Genomic DNA, 24017 nt, shown 5'->3' with positions numbered 1-24017 from the left:
GTCTATTTTATATTGCTGTGATTTCATTTATGATTATTGTGCTCTGTTTATAAATACCCAACCTGTTAATGAACTACCGTCGTCTTTATGTAGACTGTAGAAATACGTACCATCTGGTAAATCGTCACCGTTATTAGATTGTCCGAACCATTGGTTAATATACGTGCCATTAAAATTATAAACCTCTCTACCATGACGATTGTAAATATTTAGCATTTTAACTCCATAACCTGATAAATCGAAAGTGTCATTTTTACCGTTTCCGTCTGGTGAAATACCACGTGGAATATCTTTACATGATAAACGTTCGGTTGTATGAGTCGTTGTAACTGAACAGCCACCAAAATCCACAATTACAGAAAACTGTAATGGTACCGTTTCATTAGGGTTATCAGCTGCATATTCTGAAACATTAAACACTTCTGAGTTTTGACCTACAACATTTCCGTTAGCGTCCATCCACGTATAGTCAGCTTCGCTTGTATCGAAAGAATTGTCTAAAGGAGATGCTATAAGTATATAATCAGAGTCGTTACATTCACCTTCTACTCCAACTTCAATTTCATCTAAAATGGTGATGTTGAAGGTTGTTGTTTCACCAGCCACACAGCTTGAAATATCTTCTGCTATTTCATAAATAACATTATAGTTACCAACACTACTCGTTCCTACGTTTATCTCACCAGTTAAAGCATTTATTGATAAACCATTTTCTGAACTAAATGTACCACCTGTTGTAAATCCGGCAGCCATATTAGGCAGAATAGAATTACTATCTGCGCAGTATACATCTTCAGTATACGTAAATTCTGTAACAGGAATTGTACTTGCAGTAACTTCAATTGTTGTTGTCGTTGAACCAGCATCAGAACAAGCGGTTCCATTTGCTTCAACTGTATATGTTACATCGTGATTACCTGTCGCAACAGAAGTTAAATCAATTGCACCTGTTGTAGAGTCTACTGTTAAAGTCGAAGAACTAAATGTTCCTCCTGTTGTAAAGTTAGGATCTAAGCTTGGTGTGATTGTCGTGATTAACAATTCGCAGTAGGCTACCGTACCGTAATTAAAACTCGTAACAGGTGTTGACGCCTCAGTAAATTCTATAGTTGCCACATAAGTCCCTGCAGATGTACATGTCTCATCATCTCCGTCGTAAGTGTAAGTTACATCATGTTGTCCTACTGATGCAGATGTCATATCTATAACTCCTGTTATAGCATCGACTGATAAGGATGTTGAAGAAAACACACCTCCTGTCTCAAAATCAGCACTTAATGATGGTGTTGGATTTTCAGTAGCTACAACACACGTTGCGTTATACGTAAACGTAAGTTCTGGCGTAAACGACTCACTAACCACCACTTGGATCTCTGCACGAGGGCCTTCACAACCCGCTGCATCTACAAATGCTGCATAGTATGATGTTGTATTCACTACTGAAGTATTTGGTGTTGGTGCAATTGCACTCCCTATACCTCCAACAGCTTCTGTAAACCACATTAAATCATAGCTACCCGAAGTTGACGCTGAAAGTTCTGTTGCTGCATCATTTAAACAGTATTCAACAAGAGCTTCTACTTGTGGAGTGTCTGCAATTCCGTTGTATGTAATTTCTAAATCGTATGCACAATACGACGTTTGCCATGTAAAAATGTAAACCCCTGGTTGTACAAAATTTGTGATTGTTGTAGAACTACTATTGGCATCGGTAATTGAAACCGCACCAGGATTAGAGTCACTTGGTACCCAAGTCCCTGTTCCATTAGCTTCAACATTAGCACTATTATTATCGCAGTCTACTGCAAACGGCGCTGTGATTAACGCGTTATTAGGCACAAAATTAACAGCATCTAAAACATTACCTAAATCGTCACCATCATGAGCTCTAAAGATAAATCTTGTCACACTCTGCTCTGTTGGCACACTGTATTCCCCAGAAACGATTGTCCATGCCTGTACTATTCCTAAATGCTCATCAATCTTTATATAAGGACCACCAATAGGACCTGCAAACAACTGAACAATATTATCATCAGATCGCGCCAAATGAGCGAAACTATAATCGTATAAAGTAATTTCGGAAGTATCAAAATCTCTGTAATACCCTTTAATATCCGGATCATTTGGATCTATTGTTGTGCCTTGGTCAGATAATAATTGAGCACATTGGCCACCTTCATAACATTCAAAACCAGGAGCATTTAAGGATTCCCAATAAAAAATCTCATTAGTTGAATCTAAGTTAGAGCGCCATCCAGGCAATGTATTAAGAGAAACAATAGTTGTAATACCACTTAAGCCAGGCAAATTAGGTTCTTCAAAACCACCATTAACAGTCTCAAAAGCACATAGGTCTTCAGGTGTTTTAATACAAACATCAAATAAATATTCTGTATCAACGTCACTGTTTAAGGTTATTCTCAATTTATAGTTTTGACCTACAATTAATTCCGAACTATACATGGCTACAATAAGATTGTCGTAACTACAAGTAACTTCTTCAAGGTTACCAGCACCATTATTTTTATATAATGTCATTACAATTTCAGGATAGTAAGGATCACCAACACCTTCTTGTAAGCTTCCATTAAAATTATTTATTTCTATAATATGAATTAAAGATTCTGCTGTAAAGTCGAACCAAATATCACCTCCATTTGTTCCGTCGCAAGACATCGCTTCTGATGATACTGAAGAATTTATAAAAGAAACCGTTGTACCAGACACATCACACACCTCATTATCATTGATAGGTAAGGTTATGGCGTTTAAAACATCATCATTTCTAATAAATTCAAATGGCCCAGACCAATAACTCTCATCATCCGATCCACAAACTGCTCTTACAAAAAACTCATAGGTTGCTGCATTTAAATCATTAAAATCGGCATCTGTTGGTATATAAGAATTGGCAGAAACTATAATCCCTGATTGTGGAATTGTTCCATTTTCAAAAGGTTGAATAGCCACTTCCCATTGTGTTTCGTTTCCGCCAGCAGTCCATGATAATTCAGACAAATTACTCACTGTTAGATCTGTTGGTTGCGGACAAGAAACAGCACCACAAATAGCCGTTCCTGTATAAATTGTCGTTCTTGGCAGTAATCCTTGTGGACTAGTATAAATGGTTACACCTTCGCTATTTTGAACCTCAAATTGGTAATTAGCATATTGTGGAATAGACCATCCAATCGTATCGAAAAACAGAGAAAATTCTACACCTGAACATAGAAAGGCAGTATACACATCATTTTCTTGACCTGTAAAAGGTAGCGATTGTACCACTTGGTTATTTTGGGTAATATCTAAAGTCGAAGACGTATTAAAATCACTGGTCAAAATAAAGGTGTATTGACATAAATTCTCAAAACTACATTTTGTAGTCACAGTTTGTACTTCTGTCCACTCTCCATCATTACCATCACAAACGGCTCTTATATAAATGTCATACATTGTAGAAGCGGTTAACCCTGTTATAGTAAATGGATTCGTTGAAGCATTAAATAAGTAATCAGGATCTGTATCTCCAACAGGAGCAGAAGATCCTGATGGTTGTACTGATAGTTCCCATTCTGTTTCTGTACCATTGGCATCCCAAGACACTTGTACTTCAGTATCTGTTATATTATTTAATATGATATTTGTTGGCTCTGGACAATTTGGTATGTCCTCAATATTTACATTGTCAATCACCAAGGTTTGTCCTCTATATGGTTCTGTACTTGCAAAGTAAGGCACATAGAAAGCTATATTAACATCACCGGTTATACCTGATGGTAAATTGATGATTTTCACTTTAAATTCTTCATTATTTATAAGTACCGAATCATCATCAGAATCGTATAATACTGTAGTAAATTGATCTAAACCGGTTCCATTAGTAGATAATAACACTTCTAAATCTTCAGTAAAGAAGCCATCATAAACTCTGTAATAATAACGTAAACGTTGATTCTCAGTAATCGTAATTGTTGGAGAAATTAACCAGTCATCGTTAAGACCATTCGTCCCTGTAAACATAGCAGCTGCTTGGTCACCTTCATAAACTAAAGAAGCCACGTTTAATTCCCACGTTTCACCATCGTCATTATCATTAACAACTATCCAACACTCTTTAGTTTCGGAATTAGAATTAAACGTTTCAACAAAGGGAGATGCAAAAGCATTGCACGACGTACTAAAAGTCATTGGCCCAATCCATTCACTATTACCTTCATCACAATTAGCTTGTACATAAAATTCGTATGCTGTATTAGGTTCTAAATCTGTGGCAGCATAATCTGTACTCGATACAGCGATACCAGAATCTGTTGGTTCACCAGAACCTGCAGGTTGTAACGCAATGTTCCAACTTGTTTCTTCATAACCGACTGTCCAAGATAAATCCGCAGTAGTTGTAAATACATTATTAACAGCTAAATCGGAAGGATTAGGACAAGCTGACACATCTGTAATACTAACATCATCAATACTTAGTACAGACCAACTACCATTAAACTCTGGTGGCACTCTAAATGCAATATATACGGTACCTGTAGCTTCAATAATTATTGATTTCTCCTCATAATTAGGGTTTGTAAAAATCTCTAATGGTGAGATTACAGAAAAACTTCCTGGATTTGTATTTGTTGTTGACATTAAAACTTCTAAACCAAAGCGTGGAAATGATGAAAAGAAAGAAAAATCAGATCTGTATTTAAATTTTAATTCTTTAACTCCATCAATATTAATAGCAGGCGAAATTAAATAATCATTAAAATCAGAAGGTGGTGCAAACGCTGATGTTTGTAATACGGCATGAGTGCCATCAATATCCCATGTGGCTCCATCATTATTGGCATCATTAATAGCCCAACAAAATTTTTGGGTATCATTATCATCATCATTAAAACTTTCATAGAACGGTGTGTCGTAAGCTTCACATAATGTTGTAAAAGCAAGAGGTCCCACCCACTGGCTTACATCATCTTCTTCACAATAAGCTCTGACATAAAACTCATATCTATTCCCTGAATCTAAACCAGTTGCCATGTAAGGAAAATTACTGGTAGTTAACACCCCTGGCCCAGTTGGTTCACCAGCGTCTAAATCTTGTATTACGACCTCCCATTGGGTTTCATCACCACCAGCTGTCCAAAATAACCACGCAGAGTCTGATGTAATTTGAAGTACAAATGGATTTAAAGGATCTGGACAAGATGGTTTATCTTCAATATAAACATCGTCAATAGACACTCTTAAGGCAGATTCAGTTGTATTTGGCTCAACAATCCATGCGATATTTACTTCTCCGGTTATGCCTTCTGGTAAATCAACAATTATTTCTTGAAAACTTGTATTTGTAATTGTCGTTGCTGGTAATACTATGGTTGAGAAATCATCTATACCGACACCTGTTGTGGAAAGCTTTACAGTATATGTTGAACCTCCTTGAGTAGAACGATGTTTATAACGAATACGCTTTGGTGTACCATCAAACGCAACACGTGGTGATACATAAAAATCGTTATTTTCAAATCTAGAATCTTCAGTACGCATTGTGGCGTACCCTCCAATAAAGTTCCAAGCAACTCCATCTCCATTAGCGTCAATGGTTGTCCAACATGGTTCTGGGTTTTGATTTGTAGCCGTGTCAAAATCAGTAAAATATGGTAAACTAAGTGTAGTACACTGTGTAGTAAAAGTTAAAGGATTACTCCAAATACCTGCTGTACCACCACAAATAGATCTTACATATAAATCATAAGTTGTATCAGATACAAGGCCTGTATTAACAAGGTTATCCGTATTTGTAGTTGTTGGGGTACCAGAACCTGTTGGCTCACCTGATCCTGTTGGTACTACTGTATATTCCCATGTATCTGCAAAACCACCGATATTACCCCAAGAGAAACTTACACTATCTTCAGTTAAATTATTATACACTAAATCAGTTGGTGGTGCACAGTTTGGTGCTGAAATTTCTAAAGAGAAACAAACTCCTGCTGTCGGTGTTGAAAATTCGGTTGATACTACAATAATATAAGTTTCACCAGCTTCAACAAGTAAGTTAGATATTGATTTAGGATCATAAGCATTTATCGTAATAGTACCTCCAAGGCAATTAACACCTACACTCTCACAACTATCATACACAAATAATGAACTTCTAGAGTTCCAACAGTTATTATCTCCACCTCCTGGCTCAACAGCTGTAGTCTGTGTTAATGTAACTAAACCATCTACAGTTGGCGTATAGCTTAAAAATATTTTATTTCCATTTAGATAATTTGTAGTTGATGCACCTAAAACACAGTTGCTACCTTGAGTTGTATAAGAAATATCTGGATTTATCCACTGATCTAAATTATCCACTAAAACATAAGGAGTTGAAGAAATATCTGGAACTATAATTGGTGACTCACAAGACAAACCAAATTTTAAAGTCCTAAAAGTATAAGGTCCTACAAAATCACTCTGTGTATCATTATCACATACTGCAGAAAGATACACATCAAATTCGGTGTCTTCGTCTAAATTGTTTAATGTATATGCTGTTCCTGTAACAGGAATACCACTATCAGCAGGCACACCTCCTGTAGGTAAAATTTGAATTTCAAAATCTGTTGCGGTAGCATGTGACCAATTTACTTCAGCAGAATTCACTGTAATACTATCGATAGTGACATCTACGTCATCGATTTCAGTACACCCCTCTAAAACAGAAACTCCGTCTACAAACCATTCATCTCCTGTAGGCGTAGTTCCACTTTGTGTATTAACAACAACAAACGCTATATAAATATTTAAACCCGCAGGAATTGAAGTCGGTATTTCAACTACCTTTTTTTCATAGTTGGTTTGTGCACCTATATTTAAGTTTGATTCCGTGTAAGATTGAAGCGTAATATTAAACCCATTCACATCGGGCTGCGATGCCGTAGAAAGTCTTATTTCATACTGCGCACCATTATCTGCTTCATTAGACTGCTTTGTGTAAAACTGAATTTCTCCATTTTCAGGTACTGCAATCTGTGGAGTTACCAAAAAATATTGTGCCGTATTTTGATCTCCAATATTATCTGCACTTGGATTTACCGACGTTCCGTTAGAGCCTAAATAACCATCTGTAGTAGTTGCCCAATTTGTGGTTCCTACACCATTGTCAATTAAGGTCCATGTGCTAGGAATACCACTATCAAAATTTTCATTTATCTGTGCGTTTCCTTTTACTGAAATCAATAAAAAGACCAACAATGTCATAAAACTTAAGCCACTGTTTTTTATAATTTTTTTTGAGAAAAAGCAGGATTCATTTTCTGCTGTGTTTTGTAACTTTCTTATCATGTTAAATCAATTTCAGGATTATTAACTTATTGTTAAATATATATATAAGTAAGTTAAGAAAACAGCCTAGGTCTTTACTATTTCCCGAAATTTAAAAGCTAAAAAACGAATTTAAAACACTAAAAAACAAGCATTTACATTTATAAAATTAGATTACTCAACTTTAACAGAAGGTTTTAGACTTTGAGTGCTTCTAATCTTCTTTTGTAGCATTTCTATGGTTTTTCTACTCTTAATGTGAAGGATAAAAACAATACTAATAAAGATGAATACGATTAAAATTATTAAATAAAATCTATTCTTAAACGTGGATTGAATCTCGTTTAATTCTTCATTTAAAATTTTAGAACTTTCCTTAATTGATACGCTTACCGAGTTGCGTTCGGATTTTTTAATCTCTAATTGTGTTTTTAAAAATAGATCGTAATATTTATGATAATCATCCCATTGGTCTAGGGCTAAATAATTTTCGAAAAGCCCTTTGTATATCCCTAGGTTTAAAACTAAATCTCCAACAGGTTTCGATTTTTCTAAAGCTGATTGTAACAAGGATACAGCCTCGCTATATTTACCTTCTAGAGTATACACTTCCGCCATACCTTTTTCTGCAAATGAGACTAAGCTGCTCGCATTTTCGAGATTTGCTAATTCAATAGATTTGTTAAAACTCTCTTTTGCATTCGCATATTCTGAAAGTAATAATTGACAATTTCCTTTATTATAGTAGCCTATACTTCTATTATGGTTTTGACCACCAAGTCTTTCGTATTCGTTTAATCCTTTATTAAAAAACTCTATAGCTATATCACAATTCAAATTGTCTTTATATATAAAACCTTTTACTAAATAACTCGATGCTAAAACTCCACCAACTTCATCTGAACCACGATAATTTAAACACCTTTTTTCGACATCCTCCATATACGCTATGGCTTTATCGTAGATTTTTAGTTGCTGGTATAAAATTCCTGCTCTAAATAGAATTTCAATTTGCAATTTCTTATTATCTATTTTATCAGAAAACTCATTTGCTTTAATAATATAATCTAAGGCTTTCTTATAGTCTCGCTTTGATGAATAAGCTGTAGAAACTACCATTAACGCTTTCGTTTTAATTTCTTTAGAATACGCATCATTTTCATAGATTAACAGAGCCGATGAAATTGCTTTATTAGGATCTTTAAAAACTGCTTTTACGGCCTCTGTTACCAGACTGTCTCCTAATTTATCTTGAGATTGGAATGCCGCAAGTGGAAGTGTATAAATGACACCTAATAAAAGAAGAAAATGATATGTAATTTTAAGACGCATTACGTTTTCTTATTTTTAATTATTTCTTCTCTTTCTTCTTTCAATAAATTAATAAAAGTAACCGGAGACATTCCTACAATACCTTTAAATACAGTAGTAAAATTACTGTGTGAAGAAAAACCACTCTCATCTGCTAAAAAGCTAATTTTATAATTTATATAATTCGTGTCGTTTTTTAATTTTTCAATAATATAATTAATACGGAGTTTATTGATAAAGGTGTTAAAATTATCATTGTAGTTCTTATTTATAACTTCAGAAAGGTATTTTGTATTGGTTTCAAACTGTCCGGCTAAAAGCGCCAACGACATGTCTTTATTTAAATACTTTAGAGATTTCTCAAACCGCTTAAGTTTTAATATAATATTTTGTTCAGTCTCTTCAGGTATAAACAAGCGTTTAGTTCTTTGCTTAACTAGTGGTATTGAAGGTTTTACCTTAGAGTAGAAGTTTCGACTTAATTCTAAATAATTAAGAATCTCTCTCAACCGTTTTTTCCTGTTTTCACTTTTAAAAATAATTAAAAAGCCAATAATAAAAATAGATAGAGCGCCTATTAAAGCGCTATATAATTGCTTCTCATATTTTTGATCATAATCGTGCAATTGATTTTTTTCATGATCACTAATAATATTGAAATATGTATTAACGGCTCCTTCTTCTATTTCTTCGACCGAATTATTTAGAAACAAAAACTTTTCATAATACACCTTATGTTCACTTTTTTGGTTGGTGGCAATGTAGTTTATCGCTAAATCTCGATTTATCTGCTCTAATAAAAAAGAATTGTCTAAAATTTCAGCAAATTGCAATCCTATAAATAAGGCCTCCTTGCTTTTTCTAAATTCTTTATTTTTTAAAAATAATAATCCAGACTCCTTATAAATCAAGGCTTTTTCATACAGGTTATTTTTTTTAGAAGCATTAATTAAATCAAATGTTTTGTCCATATATACAAAAGCAGAATCGTATTGATTTATACTATTAAAAGCTCTAGCTTTTGCAAAATAGTACGCTCTTCGTTCATCTAAATTAGTCTTTAACAAGTTTTTAAATTGAATTTTGACGTCCTTTAAATCTGCGATTGCTACAGCCGTATCAAGTCTATCTAGAAGTAGATTAATGTGCTCTAATAAAATACGAAACTCAAAGTGTTCTTTTTCTGAGGTCATACTAGAAGTTAACATAGTTGCCTTATTGAGATACTCTAGAGATTGTGTATCTAAATATAATTCACGAAGCAATGTAGCCTTTATGATAGTGTTTTCTACTTGGGTTTCAACAGGTACTTTGTCTAATTTGTTAGCAACCTCAAAGGCATAAATAATAGCCTTTTTCAAATCTCCGTTTGTTAAATACCCTTTAGTTAGCAGTAAATTAGCAATTGCGATCTCTTGTGGTTCTCTACTAATACTTAGTAGATGATCTGCTATTTTAACAGCTTCATTTGGATTGGAGTAAACCAATTCTTCGGCTTTTAAAACAAGATCATTTTGTTGCGAGTAAAGGCTTATCGATAACAAAAAACAGGTTATCGTTAAAAACAAAGTCTTTTTTAATATCAGACCTTTGGATGAATGAAATGCTTTAGGTTTTATCAAGTATGCTGATTAATTACAACTAAAATATAAATATAGTTTTAGAACCAATAATATTAAACATAAAAGTACTAAACTATACGTATACTAGGTCGCAATATAGTTGTAGAATTTCTATTTTATAATTAATCAGTTGAATTAAATACATAAAAAAGACAGCCAATAGGCTGCCTTTTCTTTAAAAACTACACTTGTAGAGTGTTTTGATAAATACTAAATTTAATTGGATCTTAACCATAAGGGGTATTTTGTCGTATTTATCATTTTAAACATAGACTATCTTAGGAGAGTCTATGTTTCTTAATTTGCTATTAATCAAATTAAAGTTATTACTATCTATTTCTTAATGACTTTGATAGTGTTTTGAGAACCATTAGTCGTTATCGTAACAAAGTACACACCACTAATTAAATCCTCCGTATTAATCGTCGTTTCTAAACTATTAGGCTTAGCCATTTGTACTTTTTGACCAACGATATTGAAAACAATGATACTTGAAATCGTGTTTTTAGCCTCAATAGTTAATGTATTTACAATAGGATTTGGATAGTACTTAAATGTTTCGATAGTACTAGATTCTAAACTTAAAGTCGCATCTGGATAAGCTAATAAGTCAAAAGATTCAGTGTTATTGTTATCAAAACTAAAAACTGAAATTAAATAAGTGTTTCCTGATACTAAATCTACTGAATTCTCACCTGAATTATAACAATACATACCTGTAACGAAATTGCCTGCTGTTAATGAGCAATCATCAGTATTATATATAGTGTAATTAGGGTAACCAACAGTATTGGTAAGATTAAAATGATAGGTTCCCGTGTAATTTGGTGTTAAGCTATACCAAATAGATTTAGCACCTGGCTCACAAGATTCAGACGATGCATATGCGTTTGCAAAATCCCCAGAAATCATATTATTACCCGTTGCGTCTATAGATTCAGATAGGACTGTTGGAGTAGCACAGCTATCATTTTCAACAGGAGGTGGTAATTTAAACACACATAAATCAAAACCAATTCCAGGGCCATCATCTCCAGATCTCACCATTACATAATAACTCTCTCCAATAGTTGCTGAAAGCACACTAGGACCCGTATTATTGCAACTGACGCTTTCTTCAACTAAAGCACCACAAGTCCCAGAATAAATAGAATAAAATGCACCTGGCTCAAACTCGGTTCTGTCAAAAGAAAACTGGTAAAGACCTGTCTCAGAAGCAGTAAACACATACCATACATCTTTGTAAAAAGCGGTAAAACCTGAGTTACATGTGTTATCTTCCGAAATTGTTGCACCTACTGTAGTACCAGATATTTTGTTATCACAATTTTCGTCTGAAGACGCTGTTAATACAATAGCATTAAAACACTCATCGTTTACTGGCGGTGTTGGTGCTTCTTTTAAACAAATGTCAAAACTTTGAGCATACTCACCAGCATTAGCTGAACTATTTCTAATATAATAAGTGTTACCTACCGTTAAATTATTCAATGTAATATAGTTACTAAATGATGTAATACAAGCAAGGCTTGTAAAAGAACCACAAGTACCTTCTAATAATTCAGTAGCTTGTATTGTTCCTCCATCTCCGATTACAGAAACTATATTTGAGTATTCTAATATGATCGTTTCTTTAGTAGCTTCAAAGCTAAACCACACATCATTATTGTTTGTAAATTCACAATTTATAGGGTTGCTAGTTGATTCTGTAGCTCCTGCATTAGTTGCACTAGTAATAATAGAACAAGTATCATCTGTATTTATCGTTAAAACAGTGCTATCTACACAATTGTTATTTACAGGTGGACAGTAAAAGAAGGTTGAATTTGAATATGAGCAATCTCCATTATCATTATTTGTTAATGTAAATTCAACTGTGGTTCCAGATGCGTAAGGACCTACATTTACAATTCCTGTAGTCGTTATATTACTGTTTGAATAACCAAAGCTATCTGTTAAAGTTAAACCAGAAGCATCACCCAAATAATTAACATCAACATTTACTGAAAACTCACCCGAATCACATTCTGGAACTGGAGTTATCGTAAATTCTGGATTAATACAATCGTTCTCAGTAATAATCATAGCATAAGAAAATGTACCATCAAGACTAGCACGACTCAATACTATAAAATAAGAATGTCCTGCGTTTAAAACAACATCTTTTAATTCCATTGTATAAGGTGGGGCTGCATCATAATTATTACCTAACATGGCTACACATTCTGTTGCTACATCAGGACAACCTTCCATAACATGAATAGCTGCACCATACTCAGAAACATTTGCAAGACTAATATCTATGGACATATCTGTAGCTGGTGTTATTTCATAAAACACATCATTTCCTGTCATATAAGCTCCGGAATAACCACCACAAGGTCCTACATTAATATTATTTTCGTAGTTACCAGTGTCATCATTTGCTACAATATATGGAAATGAAGCAATCTCTATTGGACTAGAACATGTTGCTCCTGGCAGTGGTGTTAATCGCGTCGTAAAACTTTCCTCTGTACAGCCTGTAGCGGATCCGATACTGTTATACGGTACAATTGTAACAAAATATTCAGTTTCGTAGGCTAAACCTAAACCGTCTAACGAATAGCTTGTATTTGCAGTTGGCGCAGCATTTACAATATCAGTTCCTCCTGAAGTAGATCCAACGGAAACTGTATACCCTGTTGGAATACCTGAAGCTTCTTGCCAAGTTAAAGTTGTATTTAAATCTGCAGTTGCAGACCCATTTATAGGGTTTAATAAAATAGCATCACAATTTGGTACTGAAGTCGCGACTTGTGTAATTGAAACATTATCAATAAAAACTATGAATCGAGCTGCAGAGATAGTACTAACTGTAGTCACAAAGCGCGCCTGAAAATCATTTCCAGCTGCAAGAGTTCCTAGATTAATAGCTGGCATTGAAATACAACTATCTACACTTAAAAATGTAAAATTAGAATCGTCCACAGTATAAGCGGTAACCCAACTTACACCACCATCTAATGAATATTCTAACACAACTGTCCCCCAACCTTCTGGTGCCGCAATATGTGAAATGGGAGGCCAAAAACTAACCTGTTGGTATACATTAACGGAAAAACTAACTGTTAAATCTGTATTGTTGGTTACTCCTGTATAGTTTGGAGACGTTATAGAACCAGAACCTGCGACTTCAAAGCTAGCGCCTGCTCCTTTACCACCCTCTTCACAAGTGTACCAGTTTTCTACTGAAACATTTTCAGAAGCAGTCCATCCATCAGGCAAACCCAAACTCGGTGTATTATCAAAATTTTCAACAATCTCTACTTGAGCGAATGTTGTAATGCTTAAAAGCATCATTAAGTACAAGGTAATTTTTTTCATTGGTTTTTAGGATTTTAATTAATGGTCTTGTTTTAATTGGTTCATTTTAGAAAACCCTAATATAGATATAGAAAAACCTTATAAAAAAGGGTTGTTTTTACTTTTTCCCGAAATGTTAAAGTCTAAAAATAGCCACAACACACTAACAAACAGAGATTTACGATTCAATTTGATTTTTACTCAAAAAGAACGCTAACTTGTTTAAAATAATTGATTTAAAGGCTTTTAAACCTTAATTCTGACTTTAGACCCGATCAAAATAGTTTAAAATTTACCATGACCAAATGGCACTGATGTGACAATTAGCCATAATAAAAATTATCTAATTTATTGATAAAAAAAAGTCTAAGCAAATCTACTTAAGTATGGTTTTTGAGAATTATCCAATGAAAAGACATGCATTTTGTCTCAATTATAAGTTGTTATAATTTGTCGTTGTGACTCGTTAGGAAATAAGCTTTTGATTCTGAAGTGTCTCTATTTTATTTTGTAATAATGCAATTGTTTTTCGGTTTTTTCTATCTATAAAGAAAACACTAACAAAAATAGCAATCACTAGTAGTAAGAAAATTTTAAATCTATTGGAAGTTTGTTTCTGAAGATTAATAAGACTTTCATTTCTCTGATTTTCATTTTCACCCAAAGAATCGCTTACCGAATTGCGTTCTGCTATTTTAATATCTAATTGGCTATTAGCATATAGCTCGTAATATTTTTGATAGTTAGCCCACTGATTTAATGCTAAATAATTTTCCATTAAACCCTTGTATATACTCGAATTTAACACAATATCACCAACATCTTTAGATTGCTTTAAAGCTGCCTCTAAAGAACTAATTGCTGTTTGATATTCACCTTCAACCGTAAATACAGCAGCCAACCCTTTTTTGGCGAAGGCGATGAGGCTATTTGCCTTTGCTAATTTAGCATAGGTAATAGATTTATTAAAGCTCTCTTTAGCTTTTTCGTATTCAGAAAGTATTGTATAACAATTCCCTTTATTATAATACACAATACTGAGATTGGTATTAACTTCTTCATTTTTTACATTTTGATATTCGGCAATACCTCTATCAAAAAACTCTAAAGCAATATCACAATTAAGATTATCCTTATAAATAAAGCCTTTAACTGTATAACTATTAGCAATGTATTTGCTTACGGCTTCACGGTCTGGATATAACAAAGCCATTTTTTCTGTTTTCTCTAAATACTCAATTGATTTATCAAAAATTTTAAGCTGCTGGTATAAGATTCCTGTTTTGAATAAAATTTCTATTTGAAGAACCGTATCATCTAATGTTTTTGAGAGTTCATCAGCCTTTACAATAGACTCTAATGCTTTTTGATAGTTTCGTTTTGATGTATAAGCCAGCGAAACAAGCATTAATGCTTTTACTTTTGTTTTTACCGTATATTCTGAATTTTCATAAATTGAAAGTGCCAGTTCTATAGATTCATCTGGGTTTTCATACACTCTTTCATGTCCACGCTCAATAATACTATCTATTTCTGATGTCTGCTGATAAGGTGAAAATAGCGCAAATGAAAAAACAGGCATACTTAATGCCACAACGAGAAAAATATAAGACTGTGTATTTTTCATTAATTATTGATCTTTCTTTTTTAACGCTTTACGCTCTTTCTGAATCATGTTAATGAATGTTACAGGAGACATTCCAATTATAGATTTAAAAACAGTTGCAAAACTACTATGCGATGAATAACCACTCTCTTCAGCCAATACACTAATCTTATAATTAATGTAGTTGGAATCATTTTTTAACTTATCGATGATATAATTAACACGAAGCTTATTAATAAATGTATTAAAATTATCGTCGTAATGTTTGTTTATTACACTTGATAGGTATTTTGTATTCGTATCAAATTGTCCCGCCAAAACAGCTAAAGAAATATCTTTATTTAAGAATTTTTTAGACGATTCAAAACGCTTTAATTTAGATAGAATTAATTTTTCTGTTTCTTCAGGTAAAGCAATACGCTTTGGTTTTGCCTTTTTTACTGGTTTTATTTTAACGTACTTATCATTAACAATTTCTAAGTAATTAATAATTTCTTTATGTCTTTTTTTCTTGGCTTCACCTTTTAAAATAACGTAAGTACCAATAAGTAATACTAGCAACAATCCTGCAATTAAGAGATATAAATAATTATTATGAACTTGTTCTTTATCCATCAAGAAATCCTTATCCTGATTGGAAAACAGTGTGTATAATAAGTTTACAGCCTGTTGTTCGGATCTTTCAACATCAGAATTTAAAGACAAGAATTTATCATTATAAATTTTATGTTTTGTATTTTGATTTGAAGCCAAGTAACAAATAGATAAATCTCTATTTATCTCCATTAAAAGAATAGGGTTGTCTATTATTTCTGCAAACCTTGAAGCAATTAAAAGAGATTCTTCACTTTTACTAAACTCTTCCTTCTGCAAATATAAATATCCTATTTCTTTATAAATTATTGCTTTTTGATACAGGTCGTTTAATTCTGTTGAACTTAATAAAGTTAAAGTTTTTTCAATATACACTACAGCAGAATCATACTGAGTTAGATTATTATAAGCCCGCTCCTTTGCCAAATATAAGGCGCGTTTTTCAGTTGTATTAGTTTTTAAAAACGTGTTGAATTGGTTTTCTGTATTTTCAATTAACGCGATAGCTTCATCGCTATGTCGCCTCTCGTTATACATATTAATTTTCTCTAATTTAATTAAGCATTGTAGAGAGTCCTTGTAAGAGTTTTGAGGAAGACTTACGACTAATAATTGTCCTTTTTCTAAAAAACTTTTTGCTTGTTTATCTAAGTAGATACTTCGCGAAAGTTGAGCTTTTAAAAGGTTCAGCTCTATTTGTGTGTTTTTAGTAATGGATTCTGAAAGGTTTCTATTATCAAATGCATGAACAATCGCTTCATTATAATCACCTTTAACAATTTGCGCTTTTGCGATTAGTAAATTAGATAGTGCTACTTGCTCTGGCTCTTGACTAATACTTAATAAATGATCGGCTATTTTTAATGATTCGTCCGGATTTGAGTAAACGAGTTCTTTTGCTTTAGTAATAAGATTATTTTCTTGCGAATAGCTAAAAAAGACCGCTATAAGACTTATCCATATACAAATAGAGCGAATATTTTTATAGTAAAGTGAGCCTTTATGAGCCATTTTAGTTTATCAAATTCAATTTTATAAACGCAAAAAATACAATATTTAAACTTGTTTTAATAAGTCTTCAACTATTGTAAGTTAGTAAATATAACAAACTTTCTATAAGAACATTTTAAACACATAAAAGCACGAGGTTTCATTCTGCTTCATTTCACTCTTAATCATCTGATAATCTTAGCTAAACAATTAAAACACATCCTATTTTTTTTTGTATGGTAATAACTATTTATTTCTTATGCACTGTATGTTTAATTTTAATCATAAAAAAAGAGCAACATTAAAATGTTGCCCTCTTTTATCGCTATTAATCAAATTAAATAAGGTTATTCTTTAACAACCCTAAACGTTTTAATTGAACTGTTAATCATAACAGTTACAAAATAAACCCCTGTACGTAGTTCATTCATATTAACAGACGTCGATAAGCTATTTGGAGTCGTTTCCATTACTTTCTGACCAACAATGTTATGAATGCTAATTTTTGATATTGAATTTTTTCCTTCAACTGTTAAAGTATTTTTAACAGGATTAGGATAATACTTAAATGTTTCAAACGCATTTGAAGCAACACTTAATGTTTCATCAGGATAAGCAAAGAAGCTGAACTCTGCAGCAGTAGAAGCATGCACTAAAATTAAGTACGTATTTCCTGCTACTAAATCTCCTGTTCTTGCTGTTGTTCCACTATTAGAGCAACTTGTAATACCTGTTACATAACCTGCAATTGCGGTTTGGGAACAATCATCTGTATTATATACAGTATAATTTGCACTACCATCAACTCTTATAAAGTTAAAGTGGTAAGTTCCCGTATACTGAGGTGTAAGTGTATACCAAACAGACTCTGAAGAAGAACTTTCACAGCCTTCTGGTGAGTTATATGCAATATCTGTAACATTAATATTTCCAGAAATAGCATTATTACCTGTTTCATCTGCAGATTCTGTTAAAGGAGCTGCTGATGAACAATCACTATTAATAACTGCATCTGGTAATTTAGTGATTTCTAAATCAAAGGTAATCCCTGGATAAGATTGACTAGACTGAACCATAGCATAATACGTAGAGCCCGTATTTAATGTTACAATTTCATTTGAACTACCACATGATGGTGTTTTAGAGACTAAAGCACCACAAGTCCCCTCATAAATAGAATAAGAAAGTGATCCATCTTGTGAAGTAGGGTTCTCCGCGACAGAAAACTCATAGACACCTGTAACAGTAGGATTTAACACATACCAAACATCACCAACATTTGACGTGTCACAAATATTATCTGAAGATATCGTTGCGCCCACGAGTGTACCTGAAACGAGTTCTGTAGTTTCTTCTACTGTAGGTACAGCCATAGTAGTTGCATCTAAACACTCATCGTTTACTGGAGCATCTGGTGCCTCTCGCAAACAGATGTCATAATTTTGTTGAGAACTACCTAGATTAGTTTTGTTCCTTACATAGTAAGTATCATTAACAGTTAAACCACTAAAAGTCACATATGCTGAATTAGCACATAACATGCTCGTAAATGCACCACAAGTACCAGATAATAGTTCTGTTGATTGAAAAATTCCTCCACTAGAAAAACCAGGAGCCGATTCTGTATTTAAATATTCTAAGATCATCACTTCAGAAGACGCAGTAAAACTAAACCATACATCATTAGTATTAGATGATGAACAAGCGCTTGCATCTGCAATAGATTCTGTAGCACCGGCGTTAGTTGCACTTGTAAAAATCGTACAAGAATCATCAGTATTAATCGTAGCTGTTAAATCTATAGCATTACCACAATCATCATTTGAAGGTGGGCAGTAAAAGAAAGTAGAATCCGTAGATGTACATGAGTCATCTCCTTCATTAGTTAATGTAAAATTAACAATTGTACCACTAGGGTAAGGACCTGCTGTTACAATTCCTGTTGCACTAATACCTGTAATGTCTGCTGTACCAGCAAAATCATCAGATAACTCTAAAGTGGCTGCACTTCCTAAATAAGACACATCAACATTTACAGAAAATTCACCATTAGCACAATCTTCTACGGGTGTTAATAATCCAAGTGTTGGATTAATACAACTATTTTGAGTAATGATTAAACTATACTCATAAGTTGTATTTGCATTAGAAGAGCTTAAAACAATAAAATAAGTATTACCAGAAAGCAAAACAACATCTGTTAAACTTCTTGAAGCTCCCGAAAAAGATCCCATATAGTCTACACATTCTGTTGCTACATCAGGACAGCCTTGTACAATATGCACACCTGCTCTATTAGCCGTGCTAGGAAGAATACCACTAACTTCTACATTAATAGATATGTCTGTAGCTGGTGTTATTTCATAAAATACATCGTTACCATTCATGTACGTATTATTACATGGACTATCATCAATGTTATTTTCAAAGTTAGCTGTATTTCCACCAGCTTCAATAAAAGGAAAAGAACCAATTACAATCGGATTACTACAAGTAGCTCCTGTTAAAGGTGCAGCACGCGTAGTAAAACTTTCTTCGGTACAACCGATTGCATCTCCAAAACTATTATAAGGCACAATATTCACAAAATATTCAGTCACATATGCTAATCCGGCTAAAGCATAACTTGTTTCTGTAGTTGTAGCGTTATCAACAATATCAGTACCCCCCGTTGTTGTACCAACAGAAACGGTATAACCTGAAGCAAAACCTGTTGCTGCTTGCCAAGTTATGGCAACATCTGTATCTGCGTCATCAGTTCCATTTAATGGAGATACTAAAACAGCGTCACAATTAGGTATCGTATCAGCTTCTTGAGTTATGGATACATTATCTATAAGCACTGCTGTTCTAAACCCAGCAACATTAACAACATTAGCAATAAATCTTACTTGAAAGTCACTTCCACTAGCAATAGCACCAACAGAGACACTTACTGACTGACAAGAACTAGCATCGCTAAAAACGAAGTTAGAATCATCTATTGTAGATATGCTTGTCCATGTTGTTCCTGCATCAGTAGAATATTCTAAAACTATACTTCCCCAGTCTGCAGTTGGCGCAACACTCTGTGCACCTGGAAACTGACTCGTTCTCTCAAAAACGTTATAAGTAAAATTTGCAGTTAAATTTGTTCCATTAGAAATAGCTGTATAATCCTGAGATACTAATGTCGCAGACCCACCTGCTGGTAAGAAGCTCCAAGCACTAAGTCCATCAGTATCACAGATAAAACTACCCGTAGCTTCCATATCACCTGTCCAGTTAGAAGGAACAGTTCCGCTTGGCTCAGAATTAAAATTGTCAACAATTTCTATCTGAGCAAATGCCGTAATACTAAATAGCATCACAAAATAAAATGTAATTTTTTTCATTGGTTTTTGGATTTAAAATTAATAGTTAGTTAGAAAATTATGTCTGCGTCAATATGCGTGTTCTGACCTCTAATATATAATAACATAGTATAGCTAAAAAGGATATACATTTTGTATTTACGGAAATTTGAAACAATAAAAACACACACAAAATACTAACTAACAATTAGTTGCGTTTTAAAAAGAGATTAGAAGGAAACTCAAGATAATAAATAGGAAGTCTTTTCATTTTTGCTTTTTTTTCACAAAATACGCATTGAATTCTATGTTCTTTTTTATAAAAACGGAAATTAGAAGAAATGAAAAACGGCACTTATTATAAAACAAAAAACCCATAACTTTCGTTATGGGTTTCTCTCTGCGGAGAGTAAGGGATTCGAACCCCTGGAGGTGTGACCCTCAACAGTTTTCAAGACTGCCGCATTCGACCACTCTGCCAACTCTCCGTTAGCGGGTGCAAATATAAAATGCTTTTTCGTTCTAGGCAAAGATTTTTGCCTAGATTTTTAAAAAAATTTTAATTGACTGATTTACAATCCATAATTTATTCTATTTTTTAGAAAGCATCGCTCTTTCGGCACAATAAATGTTATTATTAATTACTTTTTAATAATATCTCAATTGATTTTCACTAAAAAAAGATCTAATTTTAAAAACTTAAAAAATTAAGAGAAATGAAAAAACTAATTATAATACTTGGACTTATCGCAGCGATTATTGCTGTTACATTATCTACATCCCGTTATTCAAACTATGTAATGATCCCCATCGTTATTGCATTTATTAGTGGTTTGGCTTTAGTGTTTCTTTCAAAAAAAGAACCATCCAAAACAAAACCTATTCAATATATATTTCTGTTAGTAATTATGTCTTTGGGACTCACCATTTATAAAGGTGTTTCTAAAACAATTGAAGTAGAAAGTACTGATCAATTAAACCAACAAGGTGAAATAGACACCGATAACCCCGAGAAACTTCTAGAAAACAGACAAATAGAGAGCAAATTTTAAAAATTTCTCACTAATTGTAGGAAAAGTTTAAATCTATTTATCTTATTTTTGCGTAAATCAAATAGTTACATGAAAGTCTTTATTGCTTCTGTACTCCTTTTTGTTGGTTCTTGTGCCACAATTAGACATAGTGAGAAAATTAGCAACTTAAAAAACAGTATCTCATATAGTGATGAAGGTGTTGTTAAAAAATATTTGAATACCATTACATCTAAAGAATTAAAAGTACATTTAGTTGAAGTGGCTTCAGATAAGTATAATGGTAGAATGACTGGTGAAGAAGGACACAATTTAGTTTGTGACTATATCAGAGATCAGTATAAATATAGAGACATTAGTGCTCCTGAATCGTATCCAGATTATTATCAAAAAGTACCAAAAAAGGCCTTACCAAACAATCTCAATGCATCGCAAAATGTTATAGCATATATTAAAGGGTCTGAATTCCCTGAAGAATATGTATATATCACAGCGCATTCAGACCACGAAGGTATCATTGACGGTGAAATTTATAATGGTGCCGACGACAATGGCTCGGGTACTGCTGCAGTTTTAGAAATCGCAGAAGCCTTTAGTCAAGCCGCTAGAGATGGCTACCGTCCTAAGCGAAGCATTGTTTTTCTACATGTAACAGCTGAAGAAGTGGGCTTATACGGCTCTAAATTCTATTCAGAAAATCCCATATTCCCTCTCGAAAATGCAGTTGCAACTTTAAATATGGATATGATTGGTCGTGTTGACAATCGACATAAAGACGACGAAAACTATATTTATGTCATTGGTTCAAATAAAATGAGCTCAGAACTCCATTATATTACAGAAGAAGCCAATTCAACTTTTACAAATCTTAATCTCGATTATAAATATAATGCGGATAATGATCCCAATAATTATTACTATCGCTCAGACCACTATAACTTTGCCTTAAAAGGAGTACCGGTTATTTTCTTTTTTAACGGGGAGCACGAGGATTACACCAAACCAACTGACACAGAAGATAAAATTAACTATCCTTTACTAGAAAAAAGAGCGAAATTAATCTTTGCTACCGCTTGGTATTTAGCCAACTCTAAGACAAGACTTAAGAAAGAAATCATCTGATGTTAAAGTTTGTTAAAAGAAACTAACCCCAACTTAAAGCCTCTCCCTTTTTCGTAATTTTAAAGCTAATTTTATGTAAAGGTGACATTAATAACATCTTTTATTTATAACTAACTACCTAATTACTTTCTTTAAATGAAAAAAACTCTACTCTTAGGTGTTGCTTTGGCAGTACTATCTAGTTGTGGCACATCTTCTAAAAGTAGTGCAAACACAACACAACCTAATCAATCTAAAAAAATTGACCCAACAGAATATGCGTCTACAATCACCTCTGACGAACTAAAAACAATGTTATACAAGTATGCTTCTGATGAATTTGAAGGAAGAGATACAGGTGAAAAAGGACAAAAAATGGCTGTAGAATACTTAAAACAAAAGTATATAGCTATGGGTATCCCTACTCCATTAGGTGGTGATGATTATTTTCAAGAAGTCCCATTAGAAAAACAGCAAGTTGCAGAAGCTAAATTAACAGTTAATGGAAAAACCTTTAAAAGCTTCGAAGATCAAATTGTTTTAACGGTTTCAAATGACGTAAACATGTCTATAGACAATATCGTTTATGTTGGCTATGGTATTGATGATGAAAAATATTCAGACTATAAAAATGTAGATGTTAAAGGAAAATTTGTTTTAGCGAAGTCAGGAGAGCCTAAAGACACTGAAGGCAATTTTATTGTTTCTGGCACTACAGACGGAACAAAATGGACTAATGGACGTCAATCCATATCAAGTAAAAGAGAAGCTGCTATAGAAAATGGAGCGAAAGGAATCCTATTTATGGATAATGATTTGTTCTCTAGATATTCGAGCTTCTACAAACGTCAATCAGAATCAGGAACAGCAGGTCGCTTATCTTTAAAGAGTAATGATACCGGAATTGTAATGCTGATGATAAATGACAATTTAGGAAAAGCTTTATATCCGTCTATTTCTGAAGACTCTACAGCTAAAGAAATTGAAGCTATTATTAATTTAGAAATTGAAAACAAGTCTGAGTCTATCACTTCTGAAAATGTTGTAGCCTATATAAAAGGTTCTGAGAAGCCTGATGAAATTCTAGTTATTTCAGCGCATTTAGATCACGAAGGTGTAAAAAATGGTGAAATTTACAATGGTGCAGATGACGATGGCTCTGGTACTGTAGCGATTTTAGAAATTGCACAAGCATTTAAAATGGCCGAAAAAGCAGGTCATGGTCCAAAACGTTCTATATTATTTTTACATGTTACGGCTGAAGAAAAAGGGCTATTAGGGTCGAGACATTATACGGATAATGATCCTATTTTTCCGCTAGAGAATACCGTTGCCGATTTAAATATTGATATGATTGGTAGAGTTGATCCTAAACGTGAAACAGGTACAAGAAATTACGTGTACTTAATTGGTAGTGATAAATTGAGTACCGATTTACATAATATTTCAGAAGAAGCAAATTCGAAATATATAAATATGGAATTGGATTATACATTTAATGATGAAAACGATCCCAACCGTTATTATTATAGATCTGATCACTACAATTTTGCAAAGAACAATGTCCCTGTCATATTTTATTTTAATGGCACACATGATGACTACCATAGACCATCAGATACACCAGATAAAATAGAATACGATCTATTAGAAACCAGAACGCGATTAGTTTTCTATACAGCTTGGGAAGTTGCTAATAGAGACGAACGTTTAGTGGTTGATAAAGCAGTTACTGAATAAATAAACGCTAACAAATATATAAAAGGTCTTTCATCTA

At 33.3% G+C, this 24017-nt stretch carries 10 protein-coding genes and 1 tRNA gene; 3 read left to right on the top strand and 8 right to left on the bottom strand.

Going from position 1 to position 24017, the window contains the following annotated elements:
- Positions 1-33: 33 nt before the first annotated feature.
- The 8 genes from DFQ09_RS09115 to DFQ09_RS09080 all read right to left on the bottom strand — a co-directional run bounded on the left by DFQ09_RS09115 (position 34) and on the right by DFQ09_RS09080 (position 20596).
- Complete coding sequence (locus tag DFQ09_RS09115; protein WP_115809573.1) at positions 34-7329, bottom strand: choice-of-anchor J domain-containing protein; 7296 nt, start codon at positions 7327-7329, stop codon at positions 34-36.
- 153 nt (positions 7330-7482) lie between these two features.
- Positions 7483-8640 (bottom strand): tetratricopeptide repeat protein, encoded by a 1158-nt coding sequence (locus DFQ09_RS09110; protein WP_115809571.1) that lies wholly within the window; start codon positions 8638-8640, stop codon positions 7483-7485.
- Complete coding sequence (locus tag DFQ09_RS09105) at positions 8640-10163, bottom strand: helix-turn-helix domain-containing protein (RefSeq protein WP_115809569.1); 1524 nt, start codon at positions 10161-10163, stop codon at positions 8640-8642. Before DFQ09_RS09105 ends, DFQ09_RS09110 begins: the two co-directional genes overlap by 1 nt.
- 411 nt (positions 10164-10574) lie before the next feature.
- Entirely contained in the window at positions 10575-13607 is a 3033-nt protein-coding gene (locus DFQ09_RS09100) for a T9SS type A sorting domain-containing protein (protein WP_115809567.1), read from the bottom strand.
- 445 nt (positions 13608-14052) lie between these two features.
- Complete coding sequence (locus tag DFQ09_RS09095; RefSeq protein ID WP_115809565.1) at positions 14053-15213, bottom strand: tetratricopeptide repeat protein; 1161 nt, start codon at positions 15211-15213, stop codon at positions 14053-14055.
- A gap of 3 nt (positions 15214-15216) precedes the next feature.
- Positions 15217-16797, bottom strand: coding sequence for a helix-turn-helix domain-containing protein (locus tag DFQ09_RS09090; protein ID WP_115809564.1), 1581 nt, complete (start codon positions 16795-16797; stop codon positions 15217-15219).
- A 326-nt stretch (positions 16798-17123) separates the two neighbouring features.
- Positions 17124-20150 carry a T9SS type A sorting domain-containing protein gene (locus DFQ09_RS09085; RefSeq protein WP_115809562.1) on the bottom strand — a complete coding sequence of 1009 codons (3027 nt, stop codon included), beginning with the start codon at positions 20148-20150 and terminating at the stop codon, positions 17124-17126.
- 361 nt (positions 20151-20511) lie between these two features.
- Positions 20512-20596 (bottom strand) — tRNA-Ser (locus DFQ09_RS09080).
- Between the two features lie 228 nt (positions 20597-20824).
- Here DFQ09_RS09080 and DFQ09_RS09075 point away from each other — a divergent pair.
- The 3 genes from DFQ09_RS09075 (at position 20825) to DFQ09_RS09065 (ending at position 23980) form a co-directional block, all read left to right on the top strand.
- Positions 20825-21160, top strand: coding sequence for a hypothetical protein (locus DFQ09_RS09075; protein WP_115809560.1), 336 nt, complete (start codon positions 20825-20827; stop codon positions 21158-21160).
- Positions 21161-21229: 69 nt separating this feature from the next.
- Positions 21230-22261, top strand: a complete 1032-nt coding sequence (locus tag DFQ09_RS09070) for a M28 family metallopeptidase (RefSeq protein WP_115809558.1) — start codon at positions 21230-21232, stop codon at positions 22259-22261.
- Positions 22262-22396: 135 nt separating this feature from the next.
- A complete protein-coding gene (locus DFQ09_RS09065) occupies positions 22397-23980 on the top strand; it encodes a M28 family metallopeptidase (RefSeq protein ID WP_115809556.1) in 1584 nt (527 codons plus the stop codon).
- Positions 23981-24017 lie beyond the last annotated feature (37 nt).

The sequence above is a fragment of the Winogradskyella pacifica genome (genome assembly GCF_003386275.1).
Taxonomy (GTDB): Bacteria; Bacteroidota; Bacteroidia; order Flavobacteriales; family Flavobacteriaceae; genus Winogradskyella; species Winogradskyella pacifica.
This window is presented reverse-complemented; position numbering and strand designations above follow the sequence as displayed.